Below are 22,175 nucleotides of genomic sequence, written 5' to 3'. Positions count from 1 at the left end.
TCTAGTGTGCATCTGTGGATTAAAATTGCAGATTGCATCGCTGCCTACAGCATATCACAAAACTGTTCCGATTTCTTTCAAATAAACCCGTGTAAATGGTTCATCTGCTCCAAGAGTGTACTCTTCAATCAAACCTTGGCGTCTAATGGAAATATGGTCTCCATTTCTAATAACAACAGTTGAGTTATCAAAAACGTCCCGCGCCAGCATCATCTCGGTTTCTGAGGGATTATCTAAAACGACCATGTTACTCCCGTAATAAAACATTCCCTCCTTTTCCAGGACATCTTCTTCGTATTCAGTAAGCAGCAGGTCAAGTTTGGGATTACGCAACAAAGAGAGGACGTTGGTTTTGTAATCGTTACTCAAGATTTTTTCTGATCGATTGATGAAAATAGCATCACCACACACAGCGCCTATTGTCCAGTCGGGGTGTTGTAAAAGAATATGGTCAATTGTTTCTTGAAGTTCGTGAACTGATATGTGGTTGAAGGTGATTATTGGTATCCTGGCGTCTGTACCCGATTTATAAAAGGTTTCTAAAATATGTGAGGGGACATCAACGCTTTCACCTATTGCAGGGTTAAGATGCATCAAAATTCCTGGTGCAGCGTTGATTTCCAAAATGGAAAAGTCGCCAGACTTCCAAGATTCGTTAAGACTTCGAGCAATGACATCGATCCCTAAGCAAACGAGGCGGAAGTGTTGGGCAATATCTTGCGCCAAGATAATATTGTCGGGGTGAACAGTGCGGGTTGCATCAATACTCACACCTCCAGCTGAGAGGTTAGCAACTTTGCGAAGATAAACCTTACGCTCTTTCTCAATAACGCTATCTAATGACAAACCCTGTTGTTCAAGATACTGTTCCATCGCCTCGTCACACTGAATTTTGGTCATAGGCGAGGTCGGTGTATCCAAACGTCCAGGTTTTCGGTTTTCGTCTCGGATTAACTCTTTAATGGTTGAGTAACCATCACCCACAACCCATGCAGGACGACGTTCGGTAGCAGCAACAAATCTGCCATTGACACACAGCAAGCGAAAATCTGACCCAGCGATGCTTTTCTCTACAATGACTCGCGTTGGCTCGTTTTCTGGAATTGCCTCAAGTGCTCTTCCGAAAGCAGATTCCAATTCATCCTCGTCTCGCACTTCAGCAGTCACTCCAATTCCTTTGTGACCCGCGACAGGCTTGACTGCGACTGGGTAGCCAATATCTCTTGCTACTACGAAGGCTTCCCTTTCTAGAGCGACAATATCACCTTTAGGCACTGGGAAGCCTAAGGTTCTTAAAAATGCCTTACAGTCATCCTTGCGGGTGGTAAAGTCCGAATCTACATGGCTATCACAGTCAAATGTGGTTGCTATGCCACGAACTTGTTTTTTTCCAAACCCATACTGCGTTAGTCCTTCGTCCCACAAATAGAAGGTGGGAATACCTTTTTTGTATGCTGTACGCAATAAAGCATAAACTGTAGGACCACCGTAGACAGATTGCCGAAATCTACTTTGAAGGATCGAAAGCTGCTCCTCAAAGGCAATGTCTTCGTCTTGAGTTATGGCTTCAAACCAATCCCAAACCAAGTAAAGTACACCTCGATTCGTACGTTCATGAAGTGATTGCACAGCACACGTCGCAGAATTTTGATAGGGCTTGACACTCCAACGGTCGAGGTGCAAACCCATATCTAGTTTTCCCACTTCTGACACAGTGCGAGCAAACAGATGAGCATGGGAATCGTATGTTTCATCGCGCAGGTGTGGGTAGCGATCGCTAATGATGGCGATGTAATCCTCAATAGGCAGAGGTCTAGTAAACCCAGTTAAAGCAAAATCAAATACTAACGCCCCTGTCTCCAAGTAAGCATTCGATCCAATGTAATGCTTAAAGTTGAAGACGTCGAATGCATCATTTTTTCTTGCATTGATGCGGATTGCATCATTAATTTTTTCTTGCACCATTGACTATAGACCTTCTGCTAAACACCCTGGAATCTAAAGGCAGTGCGTTGCAAAGCGTAACCGCCTAGAGGCTTTCCCTGTTAAAGCAACTGCCATAACGCTTATTTACTTTTCCCCAGACGTATTTACTGTCTATGAACTCAAGTATTTTTTGGCAAGCGTGGGCTAAAACCTACACTTCGCGGTTAACTTAAGCATCTATTCTAACCGTTACTATCGGATCTGTTTAGCCACCACAAACATCATATCACTGAATATCTCCGCAATTCTCTAGAGATTTGCCCAGATATGCAGAGTTTTTAGTGAACAGCAGCCAACCCTTATGCTTACTGAGTCTAACTCTATTGCAAAGCATTTTCAGCTATCTAAAGGTATAATCATGTTAAAGTGCCAAGTCAGTAGCCAAAATTATAGATGAATTAACTTGGATCCTTGACGATTGACTAAATAGATAAATATATAACTTTTGAAAGGTGTAATTAGACATTAGCAGCTTTTATAAATAAATAAATATTATGAAGAATTTAAGGAGACAGCAAAGTATGAGTAGCACAAAAGCTGTTCTCAGAAAAGAAGTTCAAAATCTAGCTGAGGAAGCTTTTCACCATAAGCTTATTTCTGGATATGGCGACGGTCCAGAAACTAACGAGTACCAAATTGTACTTCAGGGCAAACCTAGACATTTCCCTCTAGAATACGCACGTTCTTTTCTACGTGACCTACTCTTTAACAGTCAGGTTGGTAAATATTCGAGATTTCGTTTTTAGCGTCAGATGTAGAACATTGCATTTTATAGATAGTCAGCAGCACTTACTCAGATAGTCCTCCCGATAAGCCAAATGAAATCGGGAGTTTTTTTGTTTGAGGCTCAAGCATTTTTGATTATTTTATATTAAATGTACTGTTTTTTCAACTTATTTTTACAGCACATTGTAAGTAAATGAAGTACAACGCGCTTTGTATAAAAGCCAGACACAGAGCAAATTTTACTTCTGTGCCTCCTACGGAGGAACTGCGTTAACGCGCAGCGTATCCGGGGGGCATATTATGACTTCTGACGGATGTCTTCAATAAGGTAAGCTAAAGGGGATCGTTATATTGTAAACATTTGCTGAGATGATGTATCCTGAATAGACTCGGTAGTATACTTTTTCAAAAAGATAAATCAAAACTATTTAAATATATTCATCTACCTGTGGATTTATTTATTTTTTTAAGAAATGTTGAGAAAAATATCTCAAAAGGGGGATGTGACTAATTTAACACTCGCGAACAATACAAAGGACACATTAATTCAACAACAAGGCAGTAATTATGCTTAATGTTGGCGATTGTGCAATTCACCAAAAAACAGGCGAATTTGGCGTAGTGATTGGTTATGGTCATGAACTCGTTAATAATGCTTACCAGACAACCCTCAAAGTACTAGTTTCCAATCAGAACAACAATAATCAAACGAGTTCAATTAAGGAAGATTTGTATTCGGAGTGGAGCAAGACTGATGACAATGGACACGTAGTCCATAATTAACACTCTTCTTTGTTTAGTTTCAAAAATTATTCAACACAATAGCGCCTTTCGAGAACTTCTTTAGAGGCTTGTAAATTACAAACGCTGCACTAAAGACCAATAAAAAAGTGGATAAAAACCCTCTCTAAGTCAAAAGTTAAAATTTTTTTAACTACTGGGACTTTTGACTTTTTATTTGTTTTTATTTTGTTTTTATCTCAAGTGATGAAATAACTGTTGTTTTTACTCTTTTTTATGTAGCGCTGTTGAGTCGATGAACTCTACTATATTACATATTTCGTTTTTGTATTTTACTCTACCAAATGGGAGTTTTTCTATTTTTAATTATGATGTTTTATATAAATAAATAAATCTTATCAGGAGTCTGTATGGTAGCGAGTGAAATCAAAAGGCAGCTGGTAATTATTGGGGGAGCGGAAGACAAGGAAGGGGATTGCCAAATTCTTCGTGAGTTCGTTCGACGCGCCGGAAGTACCAAAGCTAAGATTGTCATTATGACAGCCGCAACGGAGCTGCCTCGGGAAGTAGGAGAGAATTATATTAGAGTCTTTGAACGGCTAGGAGCCGAGGATGTTCGTATAATTGATACCGAAACCCGTGAAGATGCGTCTTCATCTACTGCGTTAGACGCGCTTAATAAAGCAACTGGTATATTTTTTACTGGAGGAGACCAAGCCCGCATAACTAGTATATTGAAGGATACTGATATTGATGCTGCTATCCACAAACGCTGCTCAGAAGGCATAGTTATAGGAGGCACAAGCGCTGGAGCCGCTGTGATGCCCGACATAATGATTGTAGAAGGCGACTCAGAGACAAACCCTCGGATGGAAATTGTGGACATGGGTCCTGGTATGGCTTTCCTCCCTGGGGTGGTTATTGATCAGCATTTCTCGCAACGCGGACGCTTGGGACGCTTAATTGCAGCTTTGGCGCAGCAGCCTGTTGTTTTAGGATTTGGGATTGACGAGAACACGGCGATGATAGTAACCGATAGCCAGTTTGAAGTGGTTGGTCAAGGTTGTGTTACTGTTGTTGATGATTCAGAAGTTATTCACAGTAATGTTGATGACATCCTCAAGGATGAGCCTTTGGCAGTTTGCGGAGCAAGGCTTCATATTTTGCCAAATGGTTATAAGTTTGACCTGAAAACCCGTAAACCTATCCTAGATAATCGCACTGTGACAATTGCTCCTGCGCCAGCTGCTTAAAAAAACACTTATCTTTTCATAGACGCATCTCAATAGAGTGGGAATGAGTTGATGCTAGTTCCCACTTTTTTATAATTTAGTATTTCCTTGGAAGTAAGAAAAATAAAAATTAATACTCTTATTACAAAATTTATCATCTACTATAGCAATACTATTACTACTCCCGAGGGATCTCTAGATGCTTGTTGGCATGAAAGTTTTCATTATTTTGTGATTCCGCATATTTGCGGTGAGATGTTTGAACCTGAAAAGCTTAAGGAGGTTTTAGACCCAAGGCGACAGGGTTATGAGAGGACTATCAACGTCATAAATTACTTGGCAACTCACGATCGCGAACGTGTTTTCCGAGAACTAGGCGATCGCGGTATCTTTGACGAAAATGCATTCAAACGAGCTAAGTTAGGAGCAGTGCTTTTAATGACAGCAATGGGTACACCTATGCTGTGGATGGGAGAAGAATTTGGGGAACACAAACGTAAAAGTGAAACTGTAACTCAGCCGAAGAAGATTGCATGGTCTTTGTTGGAGAGAGACCTGAATCGTGATTTATTTGAGTACTATAAAAAATTTATTGCCCTTCGCCAACAAAATCCTGCTTTGCAAAGTGATAATATCGACTTTTTCCACGAGAATAGAGACACAAAAGTGCTAGCGTATGTTCGCTGGAATGAAGAAGGTTCTCGTGTTGTCGTTGTGGTAAATTTCTCAGAGCAAAATCTTAGTGGATATGGCATTCCTCACTTTCCCTGTGCTGGCAGGTGGCATGAGTGGACAGGAAATTATGATGTCGAAGTTGAGGAAGATAGCATTGTGATTGATATAGAACCAAACCACGCTAAAGTATTTGTTTGGCAGTAGGAAAAATTTTTGATTTTGCTTGTGAATTTTTTGTCTTATGGGGTACGCGTTTCGCCTTCCCTGTTTCTACTGAATTTATGCCCATCTCCTTATCAACAATAAACTGTAACATCCTCACCACATTCATCTGCAAGATAGGCTAAAGACTTGAAGCGAAGCATAACTAATTGTTCGTAGAAAGGATTCAGTTTACACAATGGAGGAATGTCCAAAATGGTTCGATTAAAAAGTTTAATCTTCCGTTCAAAGGGACATTGAGATGGAATAATTTTGCATAATAGTTGAGCCACTTTGTAGTTACGAATTTCCAAAGATTCAAGCCATTGGCGTAGTAAGTGCAAAGGATTTATTCCGAAATTTAGCAAATTTTTGAGTTCCATAATCGAGATTTTCCAAAAATGAAGAACAACTTTTTATTTCCTACAAAATTCTTCGTGGTTTCACCATTATATTGAATTAGTAAAAGACCACTTGTTCATTCACTTGAATATTTTCTTCTATCAGAATTAAATCTTTATGAGAAAGACTTTGAAATAATGCAGATTTCGCTTTCTCATTAATCAGTATCTTACCGTCAGCAGTGGCACTAAAATCTTGACCTAAAACGAAACCTTGGCTAATTAATTTTTGTATGGCAAGCGCAGTTAGATATTCATTTAATGAAATGCATGCCTCAAGATAAGTGAAATTTTGCCAAATCCATAGGCAAGTTTCAGGAGCAGATTCAGCTAGCTGAAACATTGCTGCATTCATTATATTTGTTGTATATTTTAAACCCAGTATACTTATTAATGTGTGCTCACAAGTTTCGACTAATGCTTTATCTCTAAACTTGAAAATATATGCGAACAAAGCGACAGCAGAATTAAATTCCTGATATTCTTTTTCAAAATCCTGGTCGTACATGAATATTTTCCCTTCTCTAAAAATTCTTTCTTGTCTTAAAAAAGCTGCAATAATTAACTACCAAAGCTAAATTCAGTAAATTCACTGTTGTCGTTAATTTATTGCAGTTGGTGATTTTCCAAACCGAGTTCACCTGATACTTTTAAAGTTAAAGTCTAAAAATGAAGAACCCGTGGAGAAGAGAAAATTTTTTCAAATACCTAATACCAACCCAAAGCTTTTGTCAGCTGGTCAGTTAAAGTCATAGGGTCGAAGGGTTTTGCAATCATCCCCGTCACGCCAAGTTCAGCAAATCGGCGCTGATCAGTAGACTGTACTTTAGCAGTCAGTAAAATTACGGGGATATTTTGGGTAGCAGGGTTTGCTTGCAGTCGCCCAAAAGTAGTAATACCATCCATATCCGGCATCATTACGTCTAGGAGGATAGCGTCTGGTTTTTCAGCTTCAGCTAACTGCAACCCCTCAAAACCTGATTCAGCAGTAAAGACTTGCCAACCGCCTACGGCTTCTAAGGTCAGTTGAGCGACTTCTCGGATATCTTCTTCATCATCAATTATGAGAATGCGTTTGGCTATCACTACCGTTGCCTCCCTTCTTGGCTGGAATAATCTGGTTAAGCAGATTCATCACACGCTGTTCAAATTCCTCTGGTGTCACGCGACCTTTTGTCAGGAATAGAGTTTGTCCAAGTTTTAGTCGTTCCCGGTCAAAGTGGTTCAGGTCTTGAGCGCAATACACAACCATTGGCACTAGGCACAAGCGCCTATGGTGTCGTAGCCAGTCCACTACAGCAAAGCCATCAACCTCTGGCAGTCCTAAATCTAACACCAATAAGTCAGGGAGAAGTCGCTGGCTCAAATGCAAGGCTTCTCGTCCTGTCCTGGCATGGTATGTTTCAATGTTGTAGCGCTCGAATATGGCAATCAAGACCTGTGCTAGGTCTAAATCATCTTCTACGATCAAAACTTTAAGGCTCTGGCTATGTTCTCCTGCCAACGCCCGCTCCAAAGCCTGAAACAACAACTCCTCATCCGGTGGTTTAACAATCCAATCGCTTACCCCAGGATGGGGAGTAACTCTAGCATCCGGCATTAAACCGCTAAGAATGATAACTGGAATATCTTTAGTATGCGGCTGTTGCTTCAAAACGGCTAGAGTTTCCCAGCCATGCATACCAGGCATCATCAGGTTAAGTAAAATCACGTCAGGCTGTAGTTGTTCTATGACTTCTATTGCCTCTTCCCCCGAAGCCACGCTGGTCACTCGGTAGCCTCGTTGTTCAAGCATGGTTTGCATGACAGTCCGAACTGAAGAGTCATCATCGCAGACTAACACTAATGGATAATTGGAATTAGACTCAGTTGGCGGGGCAATAGGTTCCTCTTGTTCTTGCTGTATGGGCAGCAAAATGTAAAAAATACTCCCTTCCCCAAAAGTGCTTTCTGCCCAAATGCGTCCACCATGATGTTGTACAATACTGCGACAAATGGTAAGTCCCAACCCAGTACCACCTTTCTTACGTGCATCAGAGGCATCAACCTGCTGAAAGCGTCCAAATATAGTTTCGATTTTATCAGCTGGAATACCCCGTCCTTGGTCGCGGACTTGAAACAGGATGTAGCATTGCGATGATGGGGAAGTGGAGGGAGTGGAGGAAGACAGAAGAGTATTTTCTTCCCCAACTCCCCCAACTCCTCTTATCCCCTTTTCTTCGATAATTTCAGCACTCAACCAGACAGTACTACCTGGGGTTGAAAATTTAACAGCGTTGCTCAGTAAGTTGGTGAAAGTCTGGACAATCCGGTCGGGATCTGCCCAAAGCTTAGCTGATATGGGACAAACAGATAAAGTCACCTCTGCCTTATCTGCCATAGAACGCATTTCATCTGCTGATTGAAGCATCAAGCTGGCAGCATCACAAGTTTGTTTTGTCATTGTGACTTTGCCTGAATCCATGCGTTCAATATCAAGGATGTCGTTAATCAACCGGATTAAACGGTCACTGTTATTGACTGCAATTTCTAGCATCCGTTGAGCCTTTTCGGGTTGGGTATGCAGTACACCACTAGCTACCAAGCCTAAGGAACCGCGAATAGAAGTGAGGGGAGTCCGCAATTCGTGACTGACGACAGAGACAAATTCATCCTTGAGCCTTTCTATTTCGCGGCGATCGCTAATATCCTTCATGAAGCAGTAATGACCGATGTAATTCTGCTGTGGATCGTAGGCTTTGACCATAACCACTTGCGTATCAAACACCGAACCGTCTTGACGCACACCCCTAGCTTCTACTTCTGCCCTACCGTTATTGAGCATTTTTTGATGTGCTGCCATTACTTTTTCCCGGTCTTCTGGATGGATACTCAGTTGCCATTCCAGACTCACCATCTCCTCTGGCTGATAGCCCATCATGCTGGCATATGCCTGGTTGACATAGATGTAATGTCCTTGTTCATCCATCCGGGAGACGCCTTCTACCGCACTTTCCAAAGCAGAACTCAGGTTACTTAGTTCTACTTCTGCTGCTTTGCGTTCGCTAATATCAAAAACTGTACTCCGACTCATGAGGTACTGACCTGCCGCATCTTTGATGGCAGTTGCACTCAAAAGCACTGGCACAATTGTGCCATCCTTGCGAAGGATTTGGAATTCCAAATCATTTACCCAACCGCGCCGCTTGAAAATAGGGAAACATTCTTGGAAAGTTGCTCTGCTAGACTCGGTTAGCAGGTCGGAAAACTTTTTCTTTCCAATCACTTCGTCTCGTGTATAACCCAACAAATTGAGTTCGGTATTATTGATGCGAATGAAGATACCCTCTGCGTCTACAGAGTGATAGCCGCAAGGTGCGTTATCATATAAGTCTTCAAATTCTGCCGCATATTTTTGTAATGCCGCTTCTGCCTGCTGGCGTTCGGTGATTTCATGGGCTAATTCCTGGTTGATAGCCCTTACTTGCTGGGCATAGCGTCTGGACTTCTGGTTAAGATAAACTCCCCATGCCAGTAACATAGAGGTTGCCAAGCCCCCACCCAACACCACTGTGGGGAGAGGGGAGCGTTCCTGAGCTAACAATGTTGTCGTTGGCGAAACGCGCACATCCCATGTGACCCCACCCATTGTGATTTCTGTCTTGTGTGCCCATTGAGTTTGAATCGGGCTGTTAAGAGGTTCTTGATGAGTAGCGTAGATTTGTTCGCTGCCATCAAAAATAGCAATATTATATTTCTGCGTTAGATTCTTGTCTAAGATACTATCGAGCAACGACTGGGTGCGAAAAATGCTGACTATGAATCCATCAAAGTCGTTGTTTGAAAACAAGGGTACCACCACCAAAAATCCCTTGCCTCCTTGAGCCAGGGTTAGTGTGCGTGTCATTGTTATCTTCCGGCTTTGCTTCGCCTTTTCCAAAGCAGTTCGACGGCGTTCCTCAAAAGTCAAGTTGAGATTTTGTACTACTTCATTTCCTACTAAAGGAACAATCCAACGCACATAAGATGATTTGTCTACCCATTCAATGCCTTGGAAACTAGAAAAATCCTGATAATAGTTTAAGGCATCTGCTTCCCACTCTCTTTTAGGAGTCTCACCTCGTACCTCCCAGCGTTTAGCCATGCGATCCAATGCCTTTGTACGAGTTTGAATCTGAGCTGTGATGTCATGACTAACATTTGCTACTGCTAATTCAACATTTCTCCTAATATGAATGTCTTCTTGAGAGAGTAACTCCTGCCAAAATAACAGAGTGAGAATGAAAACGCTGATGCCTACTAGTACAGGCATAAATAACATTTGCCAAAACTTTGTTTTATTTGTGCTCCTGTATGGTTTCATGGCTAGATGAACGCCCCATTGATTAATAAGTTTTGAAATTGGGTATGGGGTGTGGTGAGTCCCCACACCCTGTCCTCTCGAATTACTGAGTTACTTCGTATTGAGTGGCGATTATTTTGTACGAAGTTGCGAGTGGTAACGGGAATTTCCACTGCTCCGATTTCTCTGTGATAACACACGATTGCATCTTGCCAATGCTGCTTGATACATTGATGGCAAGTCAATACCATCGTAATTATACTGAGAAAATCCACTACTGAGTACTACTTGAAATTGTTTCCCATCAGGGGCTAAAAACTTCTCTTTACTTATCCTTTCTAATATTTCCTCTACCCACTGCTTCCCTTCTTTTTGTGTCATTCCGTACATTGCCACAATAAACTCAGCACCACCCCAGCGGCAAAGAATTTCACTTTGAAAGTTTCGGCGTAACAGTCTTCCAAATCTGGACAATACTTCATCTCCCACAGCATGACCGTACTGTTGGTTAATTTGCTGAAGATGGTCGATTTTGAGGACAGCAAAGCACAAAGACTGATTGTGGCGATGAGCTAAGCTCATTAGCTGGTTAAGTTCTTGAGTTGATTGGCGACGATTAGTAACTCCAGTCAAAGCATCGATTTCAGACAGACTCCGTAGCATACGGGTTCTATCTAAACGGTTGAGGATGCGAGTCACCAGTTCTGGACCGACAATAGGCTTGCTGACATAATCATCCGCACCAGCAGCAAACACGCGGCGCATCGTGTCTGCATCAGTGTGTGCGGTCAAAAACAGCACTGGCAAACCACAATGGCGGGGATCATTACGCACGACTTGGCACAGGTCAATCCCGTTCATTTGGGGCATTTCCACATCTAAAACCAGCAAATCTGGTGCTGTGGCTTCCAAGCTATCCCAGAAATTCAAAGGATTTTCCAAAGTAGAAACTTTCAGACCCCAAGGTTGTAATAAAGAAGACACAGCTGATAGTATCAGCGGGTCGTCGTCCACAACCATCACTTTAGCTGTAGCCTTGCGCGCTCGCTGTAGCAGATTTGCGACTGTTTCTAGCACCAGATCTGAAGCCACGGGTTTTTGTAAACAACCCTGTCCACCCAGACGGGCTATTTGTACTCTGTCGAGTAAACTATCTTGATTTGTAAGCACCAATACTGGTACTGGAGGTGTAGAACAGTTGAGTTCTGCTAATAACTTCAAACCTTCCTCAGTTGTGTGACGACAAAGGTCAAGAACTACCGCATCGGGGCGATTGTTAACAAGCTGCTCCCTAGCGAGCACTGGGTTTGAAGCTATCTGCGAACACATTCCCCCATTTGCGGCTGACCTAACCAACTCCTCAGCCAATGAGTTATCCTGGCTGACTACCAACAAAAAGGGACGTTCATCAGCTGATGATGGTTCGGGGGTAGGGTTTGTCATTGCAAGTTGCAACTCCCGGCGCAGCGCCACAACCAGTTCTGACAAGTGCAGTTTTTGCTGTTGAACCAACGGTTCCTCAGCTTCGAGCAACTCTTCTATTTGTTGAGCTAGGTGCGAACCATAGCCAAAGCCAAATAAACCTAAGGAACCCGCCAACTTGTGAGCTTCTGCGTGTGCTTTGAAAAGCAGTTCATCCTCAAGTGCATCTTGAAGCAATGCTGTCGTAGCCTGTTCAATGACCGTAACTCGGTCGCTTAACTTGTCTTTGGTACGCTCCCAAACGCTAGCAGTTATTCTCTGAGTATGCTGTTTGATCTCTTCGGGTGTGAGGGATGAGGGCGATGAGGGCGATGAGGAAGTATTTTCTCCCCCTGCTCCCTTTACTTCCCCTACTTCCCCTACTTCCCTCTCTCCTGCTGCTTTCAGGCGGTAGCCAATACCATACACCGTTTCAATTGGATCGTTGGTAACTCCCGCTTTTCTGAGTTTCATCCGTAACCCTTTCAGGTGTGTCCTAACCGTATCTTCTCCTGGAGGTTCTTCAAAAGACCACAGATGGTCTATGATTGCGCTACAGCTAAATATGCGGTGGGGGTTGCGAAGGAAAAGCTCTAGCAAACCATACTCTTTTGGAGTCAAGTGTAACTGTTGATTATCGTAAGTAACCTCACAAATACTGGGGTCTAGCCGCAAGTTTTCCCACTTTAGAAGTGGAGGTAAGGCAGAACTTCCTCGTCGCAGTAAAGCGCGGATACGAGCCAGTAACTCTTGGAAATCAAAAGGTTTAGTCACATAGTCGTCGGCTCCAGCATCTAAACCAACAACTTTGTTGGTACTGCTATCCTGAGCTGTCAACAGGATAATCGGTACTTGTATACCGTGCGATCGCACTCGCCGACAAAGGCTGATGCCATCTAGCTTGGGTAGCATCACGTCTAGTACAATTAGGTCATAAGTGAAGGCTTCTGCTAGCTCCCAACCAGCTTCACCATCACACGCAACATCGACAGCATAGTGCTGGTCTGTAAGCAATTGGGTTAGGGGATTGGCTATTAGCTCATCGTCTTCAATGAGTAAAATTCTCATAGCAGCGTGCGGACCTCGCGCTCCTCTAAAGAATTGACTGTAAAAATGAGAACTAACTGAACTGCAATTAGCCGCACACACTACCATAACCTACCTTAAGGAAGATGGTAGTTTTCTGTGTATTTAGTAAAAAAAATCCGAATTTCTACGTAGAAAGGTCTAGGAAAATACGGTTCAGATAAGATTTGTAGGTGCGATCGCCTATATATAGACGCTTCAAGTGCAACATCTCTATATGCATAAAATTGTCCAATCCCATTTAGTTAATGGGATTGGACAATAGGGGGTGAATAAAGAAAAGAATATCCCTTACAGCGTTATCCCACATCCCACACCCTAAAAATGATGGCTATGATATTATTGAAAACTGCTGCATAAATTAGAAATTAATTAATTAGGTCATGACTTTAACGCAACAGCGCAAACAAGAGATAATCTCACAGTACCAAGTTCACGAAACCGATACTGGCTCCTCTGATGTCCAAGTGGCTATGCTAACGGAGCGTATTAACCGTCTTAGCCAACATCTGCAAGTTAACAAGAAAGACCATTCTTCACGACGGGGATTGTTGAAGCTGATTGGTCAACGCAAGCGTCTTTTGTCTTATATTCAGAAGGAAAACCGGGAACGTTATCAAGGTTTGATTGGTCGTCTCGGTATTCGTGGATAGAGAATACTGCTTATGTCTGCTGAATCTGAACGCAGTCGCTTGCCTTTTGAACCAAACAAAAAGCGCCAAAAATCAGCGAAAGCAAAAAGCAAACAACTAGATACCAAGCAGGAATCTGGGAAAAAGGATGAAAAGCCTCGTTTGACCAAACAAGAAATGGCAATCCCCCAGGTCGTTAGTCAGCGAATGATTCGCCGAGTTGCTGGTTTCTGTGGTATACCAACAGCTTTGGGTATCAGTAGCTTAATTGTCAGCTACCTGCTGTTAACCTACACTGGTATCAAATTACCTCCCATCGCCGTGTTACTGATGAACATGGGACTTTTTGGTTTGGGGGTGTTGGGGATAACTTATGGTGTTCTCTCTGCTTCCTGGGATGAAGACAGAAGCGGAAGTCTACTGGGCTGGAATGAGTTCACAACTAATTGGGGACGAATGGTGGCAGTTTGGCGAGAAACTCGGCAAAAAAACGTTTCGTGAGCAGCGCTCAGATAGCAAATAACTGCGGTGTTGGGTAGATTTGAGAAAAAATAATGTTGAAGTTTAAATTTTGTAACTTCAACATTACTCATTCAAAATTTATGATTTTTTATAAACCCAATATTTCAGTTACAAAACTGTTGAGCGCTCTATTGAAAAATTAATTTTCGTTGCTAGTGGAGTTATTACAAATATTTCGGCTTTATGATTTTGAACCACAGATGAACACCAAATTTTGTCTGTGGCTTCATTTCTTTTAAAAAAGACTTTGTAAAAGGTCTGATAACGGATTGCCATTTAGCAATTTTTTCTAAAATAGAAATCATTTAAGCAGGAACTTTAGCATGATTATAGTCATGAAAATCGGTTCCCCTGAAGCGGAAGTCAACCGCATTGGTGAGGAACTAGGAACTTGGGGGCTGACACCAGAAAAAATTGTCGGTAAGCACAAAGTAGTCATTGGGCTTGTTGGTGAAACCGCCGACCTAGACCCGCTACAAATTCAGGAAATTAGCCCTTGGATTGAGCAGGTATTGCGGGTAGAAAAGCCTTTCAAACGGGTTAGTCGCCAGTTTCGTCATGGGGAAGCTTCTGAGGTGGTGGTCAACACTCCCAACGGAGCAGTTGTTTTTGGTGAACATCACCCTGTGGTAATCGTTGCTGGTCCCTGCTCAGTAGAAAATGAAGAAATGATAGTGGAGACAGCGCGGCGAGTTAAGGCAGCTGGGGCACAGTTTTTACGAGGTGGCGCATACAAACCCCGGACTTCGCCTTACGCCTTCCAAGGACACGGCGAGAGTGCTTTGGATTTGTTAGTAAAGGCGCGGGAAGAAACCGGACTGGGCATTATCACAGAAGTCATGGATAGTGCAGACCTGGAGAAAATCGCCCAAGCAGCGGATGTGGTCCAGGTAGGGGCAAGAAATATGCAGAATTTCTCTCTATTGAAGAAAGTGGGAGCGCAATCAAAACCAGTTCTTTTAAAGAGAGGAATGGCTGCAACCATTGAAGATTGGTTAATGGCTGCTGAGTATATTCTGGCAGCAGGAAATCCAAATGTAATTTTGTGTGAGCGGGGAATTCGCACCTTTGACCACCAGTACACCCGGAATACCCTGGATTTATCAGCAGTGCCAGTGTTGCGAAACCTGACTCACCTCCCAATTATGGTTGATCCCAGCCACGGCACAGGCTGGTCTACACATGTACCTTCCATGTCTCTAGCAGCCATCGCATCTGGATGTGACTCTTTGATGATTGAGGTTCACCCCAACCCAGCAAAAGCTTTATCTGATGGTCCCCAATCTCTGACTCCAGAACGTTTCGACCGCTTGATGCAAGAACTTGCAGTGGTTGGTAAGGCAGTTGGGCGTTGGCAGAACCCAGCTGTTGCCATAGCATAAATGAATGATCTAGAGACGCGCCATGATGGCGAGCCAGCGCTGCAGGAGGGTTAGCCCGACCCAGGCGACTGGCGTCGCGTCTCTACAATTATCTACGTCTACCAAAACCAGTTGAGCGTGGGGTTCGAGAACGACCGCCACTACCAAAACTACTACCGCCAGGACTGCGTCTGGTCGTGCTGCTACCAGAGGGTCTTAGGGTACTGCCGCCATAACCGGAACCAGTAGCGCGGCTGCCCGTATTGGTATTTGGGACAGTGCGCCGGACAGTGGAAGAACCACCAGGATATGACCTTCTAATTGTCCCTGTACTGCGGAAAGCTGTGCGGTTTCTCTCTACTGTAGGCGGCGCATTATAGCGTGTGCGATAACTTTGAACCGCATCTCCATAGCTGCGACCATAGCCACCGTAGCCAGTTAGGACTCCACCAGGCTGATATGCAGGAGGTACGTAGTATTGGGGTCTAAACAACATACTACCAATCGCCTGTCCAGCCAAAGATCCGGCAACAGATCCGGCAAAGGGTGCCCAGAAGCTATTTTGTTGACGGACGACAACAGTTTCCTGTTGTCCGGTTTGGGGATCGGTTCTCGTCTCAGTAACGTTGTGGACGTACTCAATTTTGAAGTCTTCTGTTAGGTATAGCGCGGGCTGTCCATTCTCTACCTTCAGGTAAGTTTTCTTGCCTTGCTTGATTTCGTCATCGGTCAGCCGCGCCATTTGTAAATTTTGGGTTCTCAAAGTTGGGGGTGTAGCGTTGAGTAAAAACACCGTGTACTCCCCATCAGCATCGTTAAAACTTGCTTGCTGCACCGGATACTGACCATCAGCTAGCTTGGTAGTAGCGTTCGTGGTAGCAGTAGTTTGATTGGTGTTGCTAGCTTGAGGTGTCGTTTGGCTAGACCCACCGCCACCACAGGCGACAGTGGTCAAGGACAAACTTAAAGCTAAAAAAACGGCTGTGAATTTACGCACGATTGTCATTAACATTTGACTATCATCCTATCTCCGAGCTTAACAATTTCTCAGTTGGGTGGTAGGTGCGGACGACCCAACCAATTACAAGGGAATTAATTCCGGGTAATATTGTAATAGCTGGTCGTTGGTGAGTTCGTCACCTAAGCGAGCTGGTGAAAAATGCACCTGAATTGCTCGTAGTTTATGTTTGTAGTGTAAGCTTATTAAAGCTTTAAAGCCTTCTTTGAGTGCAGTAATGTTCGCCAGGTCAGCTTCCAAATCTGGGACTTCTCCTTCATAAGCCACTGTAATCATCACAACGACATTGCGCGTGACAGGAATAGATAAAGGTTCATCATATCCGGAGTCAGAACCAAAATCTGGTTCACTGAGATAACGTTGGGCAGAGTCTGTAAATAATTCATTCACATAATCTCCCGCTTCCCCTTCGCTCCAAAATACATCGCCTTCATTAGCAACAGAAAGCCAATATTCATCGTACTGTAGTAGAGTTTGGCAGATTTCTACCAATCCTTCTCCCAAAACTTCTATGTCACCTTCGGTATCTATGGCTTCCCTTGCAGCACGATTCAAAACTCCCAGAATTGGTGCTACCTCAGATCCACCTAAATGCAGCATAATGCGACAGACCACATACCGAGTCCGACCCATCATTTTATTAAAGGTATCACGCATCTTTTTCCTCCTTTTAAAAGGTGTGAATTATGAGTTTTGGCTCACTAAATAGATATTAGTATTATCAGAGTTATTAATAAATTGTTTACCCAAGTTAGGATAGTCATAAAAAAATAAATTCTGATGACTAGAATTAGTTAAAATTGTTTATGTATATATTTGGAAAAACCTGAATTAATCTGCTGTATTCCAAATTGTTTCGTTTCTTTTATCATAGCAGCGTTATTCCTTACTTGCTCTACTAGAAAGCTGAAAAGCCGCATAAGTTGAAGAGCTTTTAGACAGAGCTTAGAAATATCTTCGCCAGCCACCATTTTCAGTACAGGACAAAATATTTTTCTATGTAGTTCCCCTGCACCTTTCAATGGAAGAATAATTATATAAGCTATGGTAAATAAACTTTCGTCGCTATTTAGTCGGAAGGTAAAAACCATTCGGCGACACCCAATTTCTATATTAGGAGGTTGTTACACTTGCGGGTATTGCTTGGCAAAAGAGAATTGAAATGATGAGATTTGGTACAGTATGCAGAAATTATGTAACAGACGGAATGTCACAATTAGATGAATATAGGTATTTTAGGACTTGGACTGATAGGCGGCTCTTTGGGTTTAGATTTGCGATCGCAAGGATATCATGTCTTAGGCGTTAGCCGTCGTGAATCAACCTGTGAGCGGGCAGTAGCCCTAGGCAGCGTAGATGAGGCGTCAGTTGACATAAGCCTGCTAGCAAAAGCAGAGGTGGTGTTTATTTGTACACCTATAGGGCTGATTATTCCCACTTTTAAGCAACTCATCGCTCATCTGCCTTCCAATACAGTCATAACTGATGTTGGTTCGGTAAAAGCACCAATTGTTAATGCGATCGCTCCCCTGTGGGCCAATTTCATTGGCGGGCATCCAATGGCGGGTACAGCCGACAGTGGTATAGAAGCAGCTATGAGAAATTTATTTAAAAATAAGCCCTACGTCCTGACACCATTGGCATCAACACCAACTGCGACAATGACAGTTGTAGAGAAAATAGTACGCGACCTTGGAGCTACTCTCCATCATTGTTCCCCAGAAGACCACGACCGAGCAGTTAGTTGGATTTCACATTTGCCCGTCATGGTGAGTGCTTCATTAATTGCTGCTTGTATGAGTGAAACTGACCAGAATCTATTGCAACTAGCCCAAAAATTTGCTAGTTCTGGTTTTCGAGATACGAGTCGTGTGGGTGGTGGCAATCCAGAGTTAGGAGTGATGATGGCACGCTACAATCGAACAGCATTGCTCAACTCGCTTCAGCAGTATCGCCATAACCTCGACAAATTGATGAATTTGATTGAGCAAGAAGACTGGGCAGCTTTAGAACAACAGCTACAGTCTAACCAAAAGGCAAGACCTGAGTTTGTTGACGGGTGTTAACTTTCTAGTTTGTAAAGTGCAGTGAGATGAATTCAGCCGAAAAGTGAGAGGTTCGCTGACAGAAAGATACGGGAAAACAAAGACAAAAATTTGCCCTCCTCTGTCTCTACATGTCTTCACAACCTTGCTCTTCATCCCTTCATCGCCCTATTCTCTTACTAGCTTACGGGTGCTAATTTATCAACGATGAGGGCTTTATCAACTATCTAAAGAATGATTTTAATATTAAGATTTTATGTAATTATTAACACTAGGGAGTACAAATACCCAATTTTTGTCTACCCTACTTGATCGATAAGGATTTGCATTTATGCAATCTTCTCAGCGTCGTCGAATATTGGTTGTGGATGATTTTGCGCTCAATGTATTTTTGCTTCAAACTGCTCTAGAAGCAGAGGGTTATGAAGTTGATACAGCAACAAATGGGAGTTTGGCTTTAGCTAAGATAGAGGCTTCGCCACCAGATTTATTGTTGGTAGATGTGATAATGCCTGGGATGAACGGTTATGAGTTAACCCGCAACATCCGCCAGAATGAGAAGTTACCTTTTATTCCCATTCTGCTAGTTACTGGGACTGAAGAGGCTAGTGTTATAAAAGAATTGGACATAGGATCAGACGATTTTATCCGCAAGCCCATTAATTTTGATAAATTACTGGCACGAATTCAGGCGTGCTGGAACTAAAACAAATCAAACACAAGAGTGCAGCGCAGTCTGTTTTCTGTGCTTTTTTGTTTATAAAATTCCCAATATAATATTTTGATCGTTCCCTAACAGAAAATTCTTAGAAATTTGTTAATTATTTTTACAGAATGGCTTTATCCTTCCTCCGACAGATAAAAATAAAGGGACTAATCCAATAAAGTTCGGATAAGATAATTTACCCAGTGCCAACCTTTACCCAAACAGTATTGGGACTAATCTAGTTTTATTAAGTGAGCACACCAAACAAATGAACGCTCATCTAAGTCACGTTTAATGTTTGCGATTCATATTTCCGAGATCAAGTATGAGGGCTAGAAAATTGTCAGTATAATTGTAGCCTAGATAATTCCAGTTATAAGAATTAACAAGGCTTTTAATATATGGAAAATTTGCAGAATTTGGATGGGTTGCAGTTGTTGGTAGTAGATGATGATATCGATTCTGTTGAGTTAATTAGGGCTATTTTTACATCATATTATAATGTGCAAGTCCTGACTGCAACATGTAGTGAAAAAGCATTTCAACTGATTACACAGTTTAAACCAGATATTCTCATTAGTGATATTGCCATGCCTGACGAGGATGGTTATGTACTAATGCGTAAAATTAGGACTCATTCAGACGAACAAATCAGACAAATTCCGGCTGTCGCTTTAACAGCGCTCCCACCAGAAGAGTCATATAATTTAGCACAAGATGCAGGCTTTACTGCACATATGCCAAAACCTTTTGATACTGATGATTTGATGACAACTGTTAGTAATGTTGTTCAATACACAAGAAAATGTAGCACCATCAGTGATATCTAGCACAGCTTCTGAAAAACACCAGACTGGGTGCTTGTTTAGAATCCAATATGAGTCACAAGTGTCAACGCATATTACCCCAAATATTTTCTGTTTTCGGGATAACACTGCTCGCACTTTTCATACCAAGCTGCGAACAGGCTATTGAGTATTTGCCACCTTTGCCTGAACTGCCAACAGGCAAACCTCAAAAGCCCCCAGTTCTCAGCCAAACTTCTGCAACTGCCAAAATTGAGGCAGCAGTTAGGCAAAACATTAACGATGTGCGCGTTAAATACGGATTGAAACCCCTACAAAATAACGATAAGCTAGCAGAGGTTGCCCGGAGATACAGTCGGCAGATGGCTGAAAAAAACTTCTTTAGCCACACTGGCGCAGATGGCAGTACCCTTGTCCAACGAGTACACGCGAGGGGCATTTCTTACTGGGTGGTGGGTGAAAATCTATTTAAAAGTACGAATATTCCTCAACCTGTACCTGCAGCGGTGGAAGGCTGGATGGAAAGCCCAGGACATCGAGAGAATATTCTGCGTCCTGTTTTTCGAGAGACTGGTATAGGTGTTTGGCGCACTGGTAATACTTACTACATTACACAATTGTTTTTGCGGGGTTAGTGATATTTTGATTTTGTAGATAAATCACCCTATCACCCCTTCTTCCTTGGATACCTGGGAACACAGGGATTTCCCCAGCAAACTTGCCCAGAGGGCATGTCACTAAAGACACTACTACGAGCGCCAATCACGGCATTAGCTCGAATTTGCACTCCCAATCCAATAAAGCAATCTGCAGCAATCCAAGCTCCATTGCCAATGGTGATACTTGCCGTTTTCAACCTAAAGGCTGGGTCTGTTATATCATGGCTACCAGTACACAGGTAACTCTTTTGAGAAATGACGCAGTGTTCACCAATGTTGATATTATCAAGACTGTATAAAATGACATCATCTCCAATCCAGCTGTAGTCGCCAATTGTGACTTTCCAAGGATAGGTGAAGCGGGCAGTAGGTCGAATTAATACACCTTTACCAATACGAGCGCCAAACAAACGCAGCAGGGCACAGCGCAGATTATTGAATGGGTGAGGAGTCAGGGGAAAGGCGATCGCCTGTATAAACCACCATAACAAAATATACCAACCTGCTCGCCCTCGGTCAAACCAGGATTGGTCATATTTACGTAAATCTACAAAAGGTTCGTCATTCGTCATTTGTCGTTAGTCATTTGTCATTAGTTGTAGAGACGTGCTGAATGAAAGCGTCTCTACTCCCCTAAAGCACCGTCTGCCCTACTTCTTGAGAAAGAGAAGGTTTTTCAGCAACGGGGGTGGATGTGGACGTGGATGTGGTATTAAGCTGTCCACCATATTTGCGTAATTCGTAGAGTTTGACGCCTATTTGATACTCATATTGACTTAAAAGCCGTGCATAAATATATCCTGCTTTGCCATCTAAAAAGCCACGTTGAATAATGTAGAACAAAACAAACCGCAAAAATGGTTTAAATGGCAGTCGTACCCATAGTTTTTTCAAAAAACGCTTGCGTTGCACGGCATCACCAAAAGGATTCGCGCCAATGGTACCGCTGTCATCTTTACCTGTAAGCAGATTAAGATAGACACGAGCCTCCCAATTGGAATAACGATTATGCCGTTCTATCCAGTGATAAAGGTCACGGAAATCCTCATGTATCATATCATTTTTCAGATATCCCACTTTCCCATCTAAAATAACGTGTTCATGAACTTCGTTATCACCAGTGTTGGGAATATCCTCAGTGTTAAGGTTTTCGTAGCGACCTTTTTTGTGTTTAAACAAACGCAAATTCCAATCGGGATATTTACCGCCATGGCGAATCCATGTCCCTAAGAAAAAGACTTGGCGGTTGAGGTAGTAACCATTGTATTCAGGATTTTGAATTGCTTGGGCAATTTCATCCCATAGTTCGGGTGTAATGCGCTCATCGCAATCAACAATTAACACCCATTCGTTGCGGAAAGGTAAGTTTTCTAGAGACCAATTTTTCTTTTTAGGCCAGCGTCCATTAAAGTAGAATTGCACGACATTTGCACCGTAACTTTTAGCAATTTCGACGCTTTTGTCACTACTTTGAGAATCTACAATAAACACTTCATCAGCTCTTTGGACGCTTGTCAGACAAGCAGGCAAGTTTGCTTGTTCGTTTTTTGCCGGAATGAGTACGGAAACTGGTAATTTGGAAGACATATAAGTTAT

At 42.6% G+C, this 22,175-nt stretch carries 22 protein-coding genes; 11 read left to right on the top strand and 11 right to left on the bottom strand.

The window, feature by feature from the left end; genetic code table 11:
• Positions 1-54 precede the first annotated feature (54 nt).
• Positions 55-1,965, bottom strand: a complete 1,911-nt coding sequence (locus tag MAS10914_RS0124215; protein WP_017318533.1) for an ATP-binding protein — start codon at positions 1,963-1,965, stop codon at positions 55-57.
• 542 nt (positions 1,966-2,507) lie between these two features.
• On the opposite strand from MAS10914_RS0124215, the gene MAS10914_RS35875 reads away from it, so the two are divergent.
• The 4 genes from MAS10914_RS35875 to MAS10914_RS30975 all read left to right on the top strand — a co-directional run bounded on the left by MAS10914_RS35875 (position 2,508) and on the right by MAS10914_RS30975 (position 5,564).
• Positions 2,508-2,732 carry a hypothetical protein gene (locus MAS10914_RS35875; RefSeq protein ID WP_017318532.1) on the top strand — a complete coding sequence of 75 codons (225 nt, stop codon included), beginning with the start codon at positions 2,508-2,510 and terminating at the stop codon, positions 2,730-2,732.
• A gap of 547 nt (positions 2,733-3,279) precedes the next feature.
• Positions 3,280-3,495: a hypothetical protein gene (locus MAS10914_RS0124205; RefSeq protein WP_017318531.1), complete on the top strand. Its 216-nt coding sequence runs from the start codon at positions 3,280-3,282 to the stop codon at positions 3,493-3,495.
• Between the two features lie 368 nt (positions 3,496-3,863).
• Positions 3,864-4,706, top strand: coding sequence for a cyanophycinase (locus MAS10914_RS0124200; protein ID WP_017318530.1), 843 nt, complete (start codon positions 3,864-3,866; stop codon positions 4,704-4,706).
• Between the two features lie 234 nt (positions 4,707-4,940).
• Positions 4,941-5,564 (top strand): alpha-amylase family glycosyl hydrolase, encoded by a 624-nt coding sequence (locus tag MAS10914_RS30975; RefSeq protein WP_084786404.1) that lies wholly within the window; start codon positions 4,941-4,943, stop codon positions 5,562-5,564.
• 92 nt (positions 5,565-5,656) lie between these two features.
• On the opposite strand, the gene MAS10914_RS0124190 is transcribed toward MAS10914_RS30975, so the two are convergent.
• The 5 genes from MAS10914_RS0124190 to MAS10914_RS0124170 all read right to left on the bottom strand — a co-directional run bounded on the left by MAS10914_RS0124190 (position 5,657) and on the right by MAS10914_RS0124170 (position 12,812).
• Positions 5,657-5,944: a Mo-dependent nitrogenase C-terminal domain-containing protein gene (locus MAS10914_RS0124190; RefSeq protein ID WP_017318528.1), complete on the bottom strand. Its 288-nt coding sequence runs from the start codon at positions 5,942-5,944 to the stop codon at positions 5,657-5,659.
• Positions 5,945-6,020: 76 nt separating this feature from the next.
• Complete coding sequence (locus MAS10914_RS0124185) at positions 6,021-6,470, bottom strand: hypothetical protein (RefSeq protein ID WP_017318527.1); 450 nt, start codon at positions 6,468-6,470, stop codon at positions 6,021-6,023.
• Positions 6,471-6,670: 200 nt separating this feature from the next.
• Positions 6,671-7,048 carry a response regulator gene (locus MAS10914_RS0124180; protein WP_017318526.1) on the bottom strand — a complete coding sequence of 126 codons (378 nt, stop codon included), beginning with the start codon at positions 7,046-7,048 and terminating at the stop codon, positions 6,671-6,673.
• Positions 7,020-10,253: a response regulator gene (locus MAS10914_RS0124175; protein ID WP_017318525.1), complete on the bottom strand. Its 3,234-nt coding sequence runs from the start codon at positions 10,251-10,253 to the stop codon at positions 7,020-7,022. The genes MAS10914_RS0124180 and MAS10914_RS0124175 overlap by 29 nt, the downstream gene beginning before the upstream one ends.
• Positions 10,254-10,415: 162 nt before the next feature.
• The gene (locus MAS10914_RS0124170) at positions 10,416-12,812 is read right to left on the bottom strand and encodes a response regulator (RefSeq protein WP_017318524.1); all 2,397 of its coding nucleotides are present in this window, start codon (positions 12,810-12,812) and stop codon (positions 10,416-10,418) included.
• A gap of 401 nt (positions 12,813-13,213) precedes the next feature.
• Here MAS10914_RS0124170 and rpsO point away from each other — a divergent pair, with 401 nt between their 5' ends.
• From rpsO to aroF, 3 genes are all read left to right on the top strand, one after another.
• The gene (gene rpsO / locus MAS10914_RS0124165; protein ID WP_017318523.1) at positions 13,214-13,483 is read left to right on the top strand and encodes a 30S ribosomal protein S15; all 270 of its coding nucleotides are present in this window, start codon (positions 13,214-13,216) and stop codon (positions 13,481-13,483) included.
• Positions 13,484-13,495: 12 nt separating this feature from the next.
• Positions 13,496-13,963, top strand: a complete 468-nt coding sequence (locus tag MAS10914_RS0124160; RefSeq protein WP_017318522.1) for a PAM68 family protein — start codon at positions 13,496-13,498, stop codon at positions 13,961-13,963.
• 344 nt (positions 13,964-14,307) lie between these two features.
• On the top strand, positions 14,308-15,366 hold the full coding sequence (gene aroF, locus MAS10914_RS0124150) for a 3-deoxy-7-phosphoheptulonate synthase (protein WP_017318520.1): 1,059 nt from the start codon (positions 14,308-14,310) through the stop codon (positions 15,364-15,366).
• A gap of 88 nt (positions 15,367-15,454) precedes the next feature.
• On the opposite strand, the gene MAS10914_RS0124145 is transcribed toward aroF, so the two are convergent.
• From MAS10914_RS0124145 to MAS10914_RS0124135, 3 genes are all read right to left on the bottom strand, one after another.
• Positions 15,455-16,357 (bottom strand): hypothetical protein, encoded by a 903-nt coding sequence (locus tag MAS10914_RS0124145; protein WP_017318519.1) that lies wholly within the window; start codon positions 16,355-16,357, stop codon positions 15,455-15,457.
• A gap of 69 nt (positions 16,358-16,426) precedes the next feature.
• Positions 16,427-17,020 carry a DUF1517 domain-containing protein gene (locus MAS10914_RS0124140; RefSeq protein ID WP_017318518.1) on the bottom strand — a complete coding sequence of 198 codons (594 nt, stop codon included), beginning with the start codon at positions 17,018-17,020 and terminating at the stop codon, positions 16,427-16,429.
• A 137-nt stretch (positions 17,021-17,157) separates the two neighbouring features.
• Positions 17,158-17,454 carry a hypothetical protein gene (locus MAS10914_RS0124135; protein ID WP_017318517.1) on the bottom strand — a complete coding sequence of 99 codons (297 nt, stop codon included), beginning with the start codon at positions 17,452-17,454 and terminating at the stop codon, positions 17,158-17,160.
• A gap of 129 nt (positions 17,455-17,583) precedes the next feature.
• Between MAS10914_RS0124135 and MAS10914_RS0124130 the strand changes: the two genes are divergently transcribed.
• The 4 genes from MAS10914_RS0124130 (at position 17,584) to MAS10914_RS0124115 (ending at position 20,555) form a co-directional block, all read left to right on the top strand.
• Positions 17,584-18,429 (top strand): prephenate/arogenate dehydrogenase, encoded by an 846-nt coding sequence (locus MAS10914_RS0124130; protein WP_017318516.1) that lies wholly within the window; start codon positions 17,584-17,586, stop codon positions 18,427-18,429.
• Positions 18,430-18,739: 310 nt separating this feature from the next.
• Positions 18,740-19,114 (top strand): response regulator, encoded by a 375-nt coding sequence (locus MAS10914_RS0124125; RefSeq protein ID WP_017318515.1) that lies wholly within the window; start codon positions 18,740-18,742, stop codon positions 19,112-19,114.
• 401 nt (positions 19,115-19,515) lie between these two features.
• Positions 19,516-19,944 carry a response regulator gene (locus MAS10914_RS0124120; RefSeq protein ID WP_017318514.1) on the top strand — a complete coding sequence of 143 codons (429 nt, stop codon included), beginning with the start codon at positions 19,516-19,518 and terminating at the stop codon, positions 19,942-19,944.
• 47 nt (positions 19,945-19,991) lie between these two features.
• A complete protein-coding gene (locus tag MAS10914_RS0124115; protein ID WP_017318513.1) occupies positions 19,992-20,555 on the top strand; it encodes a CAP domain-containing protein in 564 nt (187 codons plus the stop codon).
• Between the two features lie 32 nt (positions 20,556-20,587).
• Here MAS10914_RS0124115 and hpsU read toward each other — a convergent pair whose 3' ends face one another.
• The gene (hpsU, locus tag MAS10914_RS0124110; protein WP_017318512.1) at positions 20,588-21,151 is read right to left on the bottom strand and encodes a hormogonium polysaccharide biosynthesis acetyltransferase HpsU; all 564 of its coding nucleotides are present in this window, start codon (positions 21,149-21,151) and stop codon (positions 20,588-20,590) included.
• A 61-nt stretch (positions 21,152-21,212) separates the two neighbouring features.
• On the bottom strand, positions 21,213-22,166 hold the full coding sequence (locus MAS10914_RS0124105) for a glycosyltransferase family 2 protein (RefSeq protein ID WP_017318511.1): 954 nt from the start codon (positions 22,164-22,166) through the stop codon (positions 21,213-21,215).
• Positions 22,167-22,175: the final 9 nt, after the last annotated feature.

This window comes from Mastigocladopsis repens PCC 10914, from assembly GCF_000315565.1.
Classification (GTDB): Bacteria; Cyanobacteriota; Cyanobacteriia; order Cyanobacteriales; family Nostocaceae; genus Mastigocladopsis; species Mastigocladopsis repens.
Note: the sequence above shows the minus strand (reverse complement) of the source record. Positions and strands in the feature narration are given on the sequence as shown.

Excerpts from the sequence above, each read along its gene's own strand:
- MAS10914_RS0124120 (WP_017318514.1), top strand. The coding sequence starts at position 19,516 with ATGGAAAATTTGCAGAATTTGGATGGGTTGCAGTTGTTGGTAGTAGAT.
- MAS10914_RS0124130 (WP_017318516.1), top strand. The coding sequence starts at position 17,584 with ATGAATATAGGTATTTTAGGACTTGGACTGATAGGCGGCTCTTTGGGT.
- MAS10914_RS0124190 (WP_017318528.1), bottom strand. The coding sequence starts at position 5,944 with ATGGAACTCAAAAATTTGCTAAATTTCGGAATAAATCCTTTGCACTTA.
- MAS10914_RS0124215 (WP_017318533.1), bottom strand. The coding sequence starts at position 1,965 with ATGGTGCAAGAAAAAATTAATGATGCAATCCGCATCAATGCAAGAAAA.
- MAS10914_RS0124200 (WP_017318530.1), top strand. The coding sequence starts at position 3,864 with ATGGTAGCGAGTGAAATCAAAAGGCAGCTGGTAATTATTGGGGGAGCG.
- MAS10914_RS35875 (WP_017318532.1), top strand. The coding sequence starts at position 2,508 with ATGAGTAGCACAAAAGCTGTTCTCAGAAAAGAAGTTCAAAATCTAGCT.
- MAS10914_RS30975 (WP_084786404.1), top strand. The coding sequence starts at position 4,941 with ATGTTTGAACCTGAAAAGCTTAAGGAGGTTTTAGACCCAAGGCGACAG.
- MAS10914_RS0124185 (WP_017318527.1), bottom strand. The coding sequence starts at position 6,470 with ATGTACGACCAGGATTTTGAAAAAGAATATCAGGAATTTAATTCTGCT.
- MAS10914_RS0124170 (WP_017318524.1), bottom strand. The coding sequence starts at position 12,812 with ATGAGAATTTTACTCATTGAAGACGATGAGCTAATAGCCAATCCCCTA.
- MAS10914_RS0124145 (WP_017318519.1), bottom strand. The coding sequence starts at position 16,357 with ATGTTAATGACAATCGTGCGTAAATTCACAGCCGTTTTTTTAGCTTTA.
- aroF (WP_017318520.1), top strand. The coding sequence starts at position 14,308 with ATGATTATAGTCATGAAAATCGGTTCCCCTGAAGCGGAAGTCAACCGC.
- MAS10914_RS0124105 (WP_017318511.1), bottom strand. The coding sequence starts at position 22,166 with ATGTCTTCCAAATTACCAGTTTCCGTACTCATTCCGGCAAAAAACGAA.
- MAS10914_RS0124160 (WP_017318522.1), top strand. The coding sequence starts at position 13,496 with ATGTCTGCTGAATCTGAACGCAGTCGCTTGCCTTTTGAACCAAACAAA.
- MAS10914_RS0124135 (WP_017318517.1), bottom strand. The coding sequence starts at position 17,454 with ATGGTTTTTACCTTCCGACTAAATAGCGACGAAAGTTTATTTACCATA.
- rpsO (WP_017318523.1), top strand. The coding sequence starts at position 13,214 with ATGACTTTAACGCAACAGCGCAAACAAGAGATAATCTCACAGTACCAA.
- hpsU (WP_017318512.1), bottom strand. The coding sequence starts at position 21,151 with ATGACGAATGACGAACCTTTTGTAGATTTACGTAAATATGACCAATCC.
- MAS10914_RS0124175 (WP_017318525.1), bottom strand. The coding sequence starts at position 10,253 with ATGCCTGTACTAGTAGGCATCAGCGTTTTCATTCTCACTCTGTTATTT.
- MAS10914_RS0124115 (WP_017318513.1), top strand. The coding sequence starts at position 19,992 with ATGAGTCACAAGTGTCAACGCATATTACCCCAAATATTTTCTGTTTTC.
- MAS10914_RS0124140 (WP_017318518.1), bottom strand. The coding sequence starts at position 17,020 with ATGCGTGATACCTTTAATAAAATGATGGGTCGGACTCGGTATGTGGTC.
- MAS10914_RS0124205 (WP_017318531.1), top strand. The coding sequence starts at position 3,280 with ATGCTTAATGTTGGCGATTGTGCAATTCACCAAAAAACAGGCGAATTT.
- MAS10914_RS0124125 (WP_017318515.1), top strand. The coding sequence starts at position 18,740 with ATGCAATCTTCTCAGCGTCGTCGAATATTGGTTGTGGATGATTTTGCG.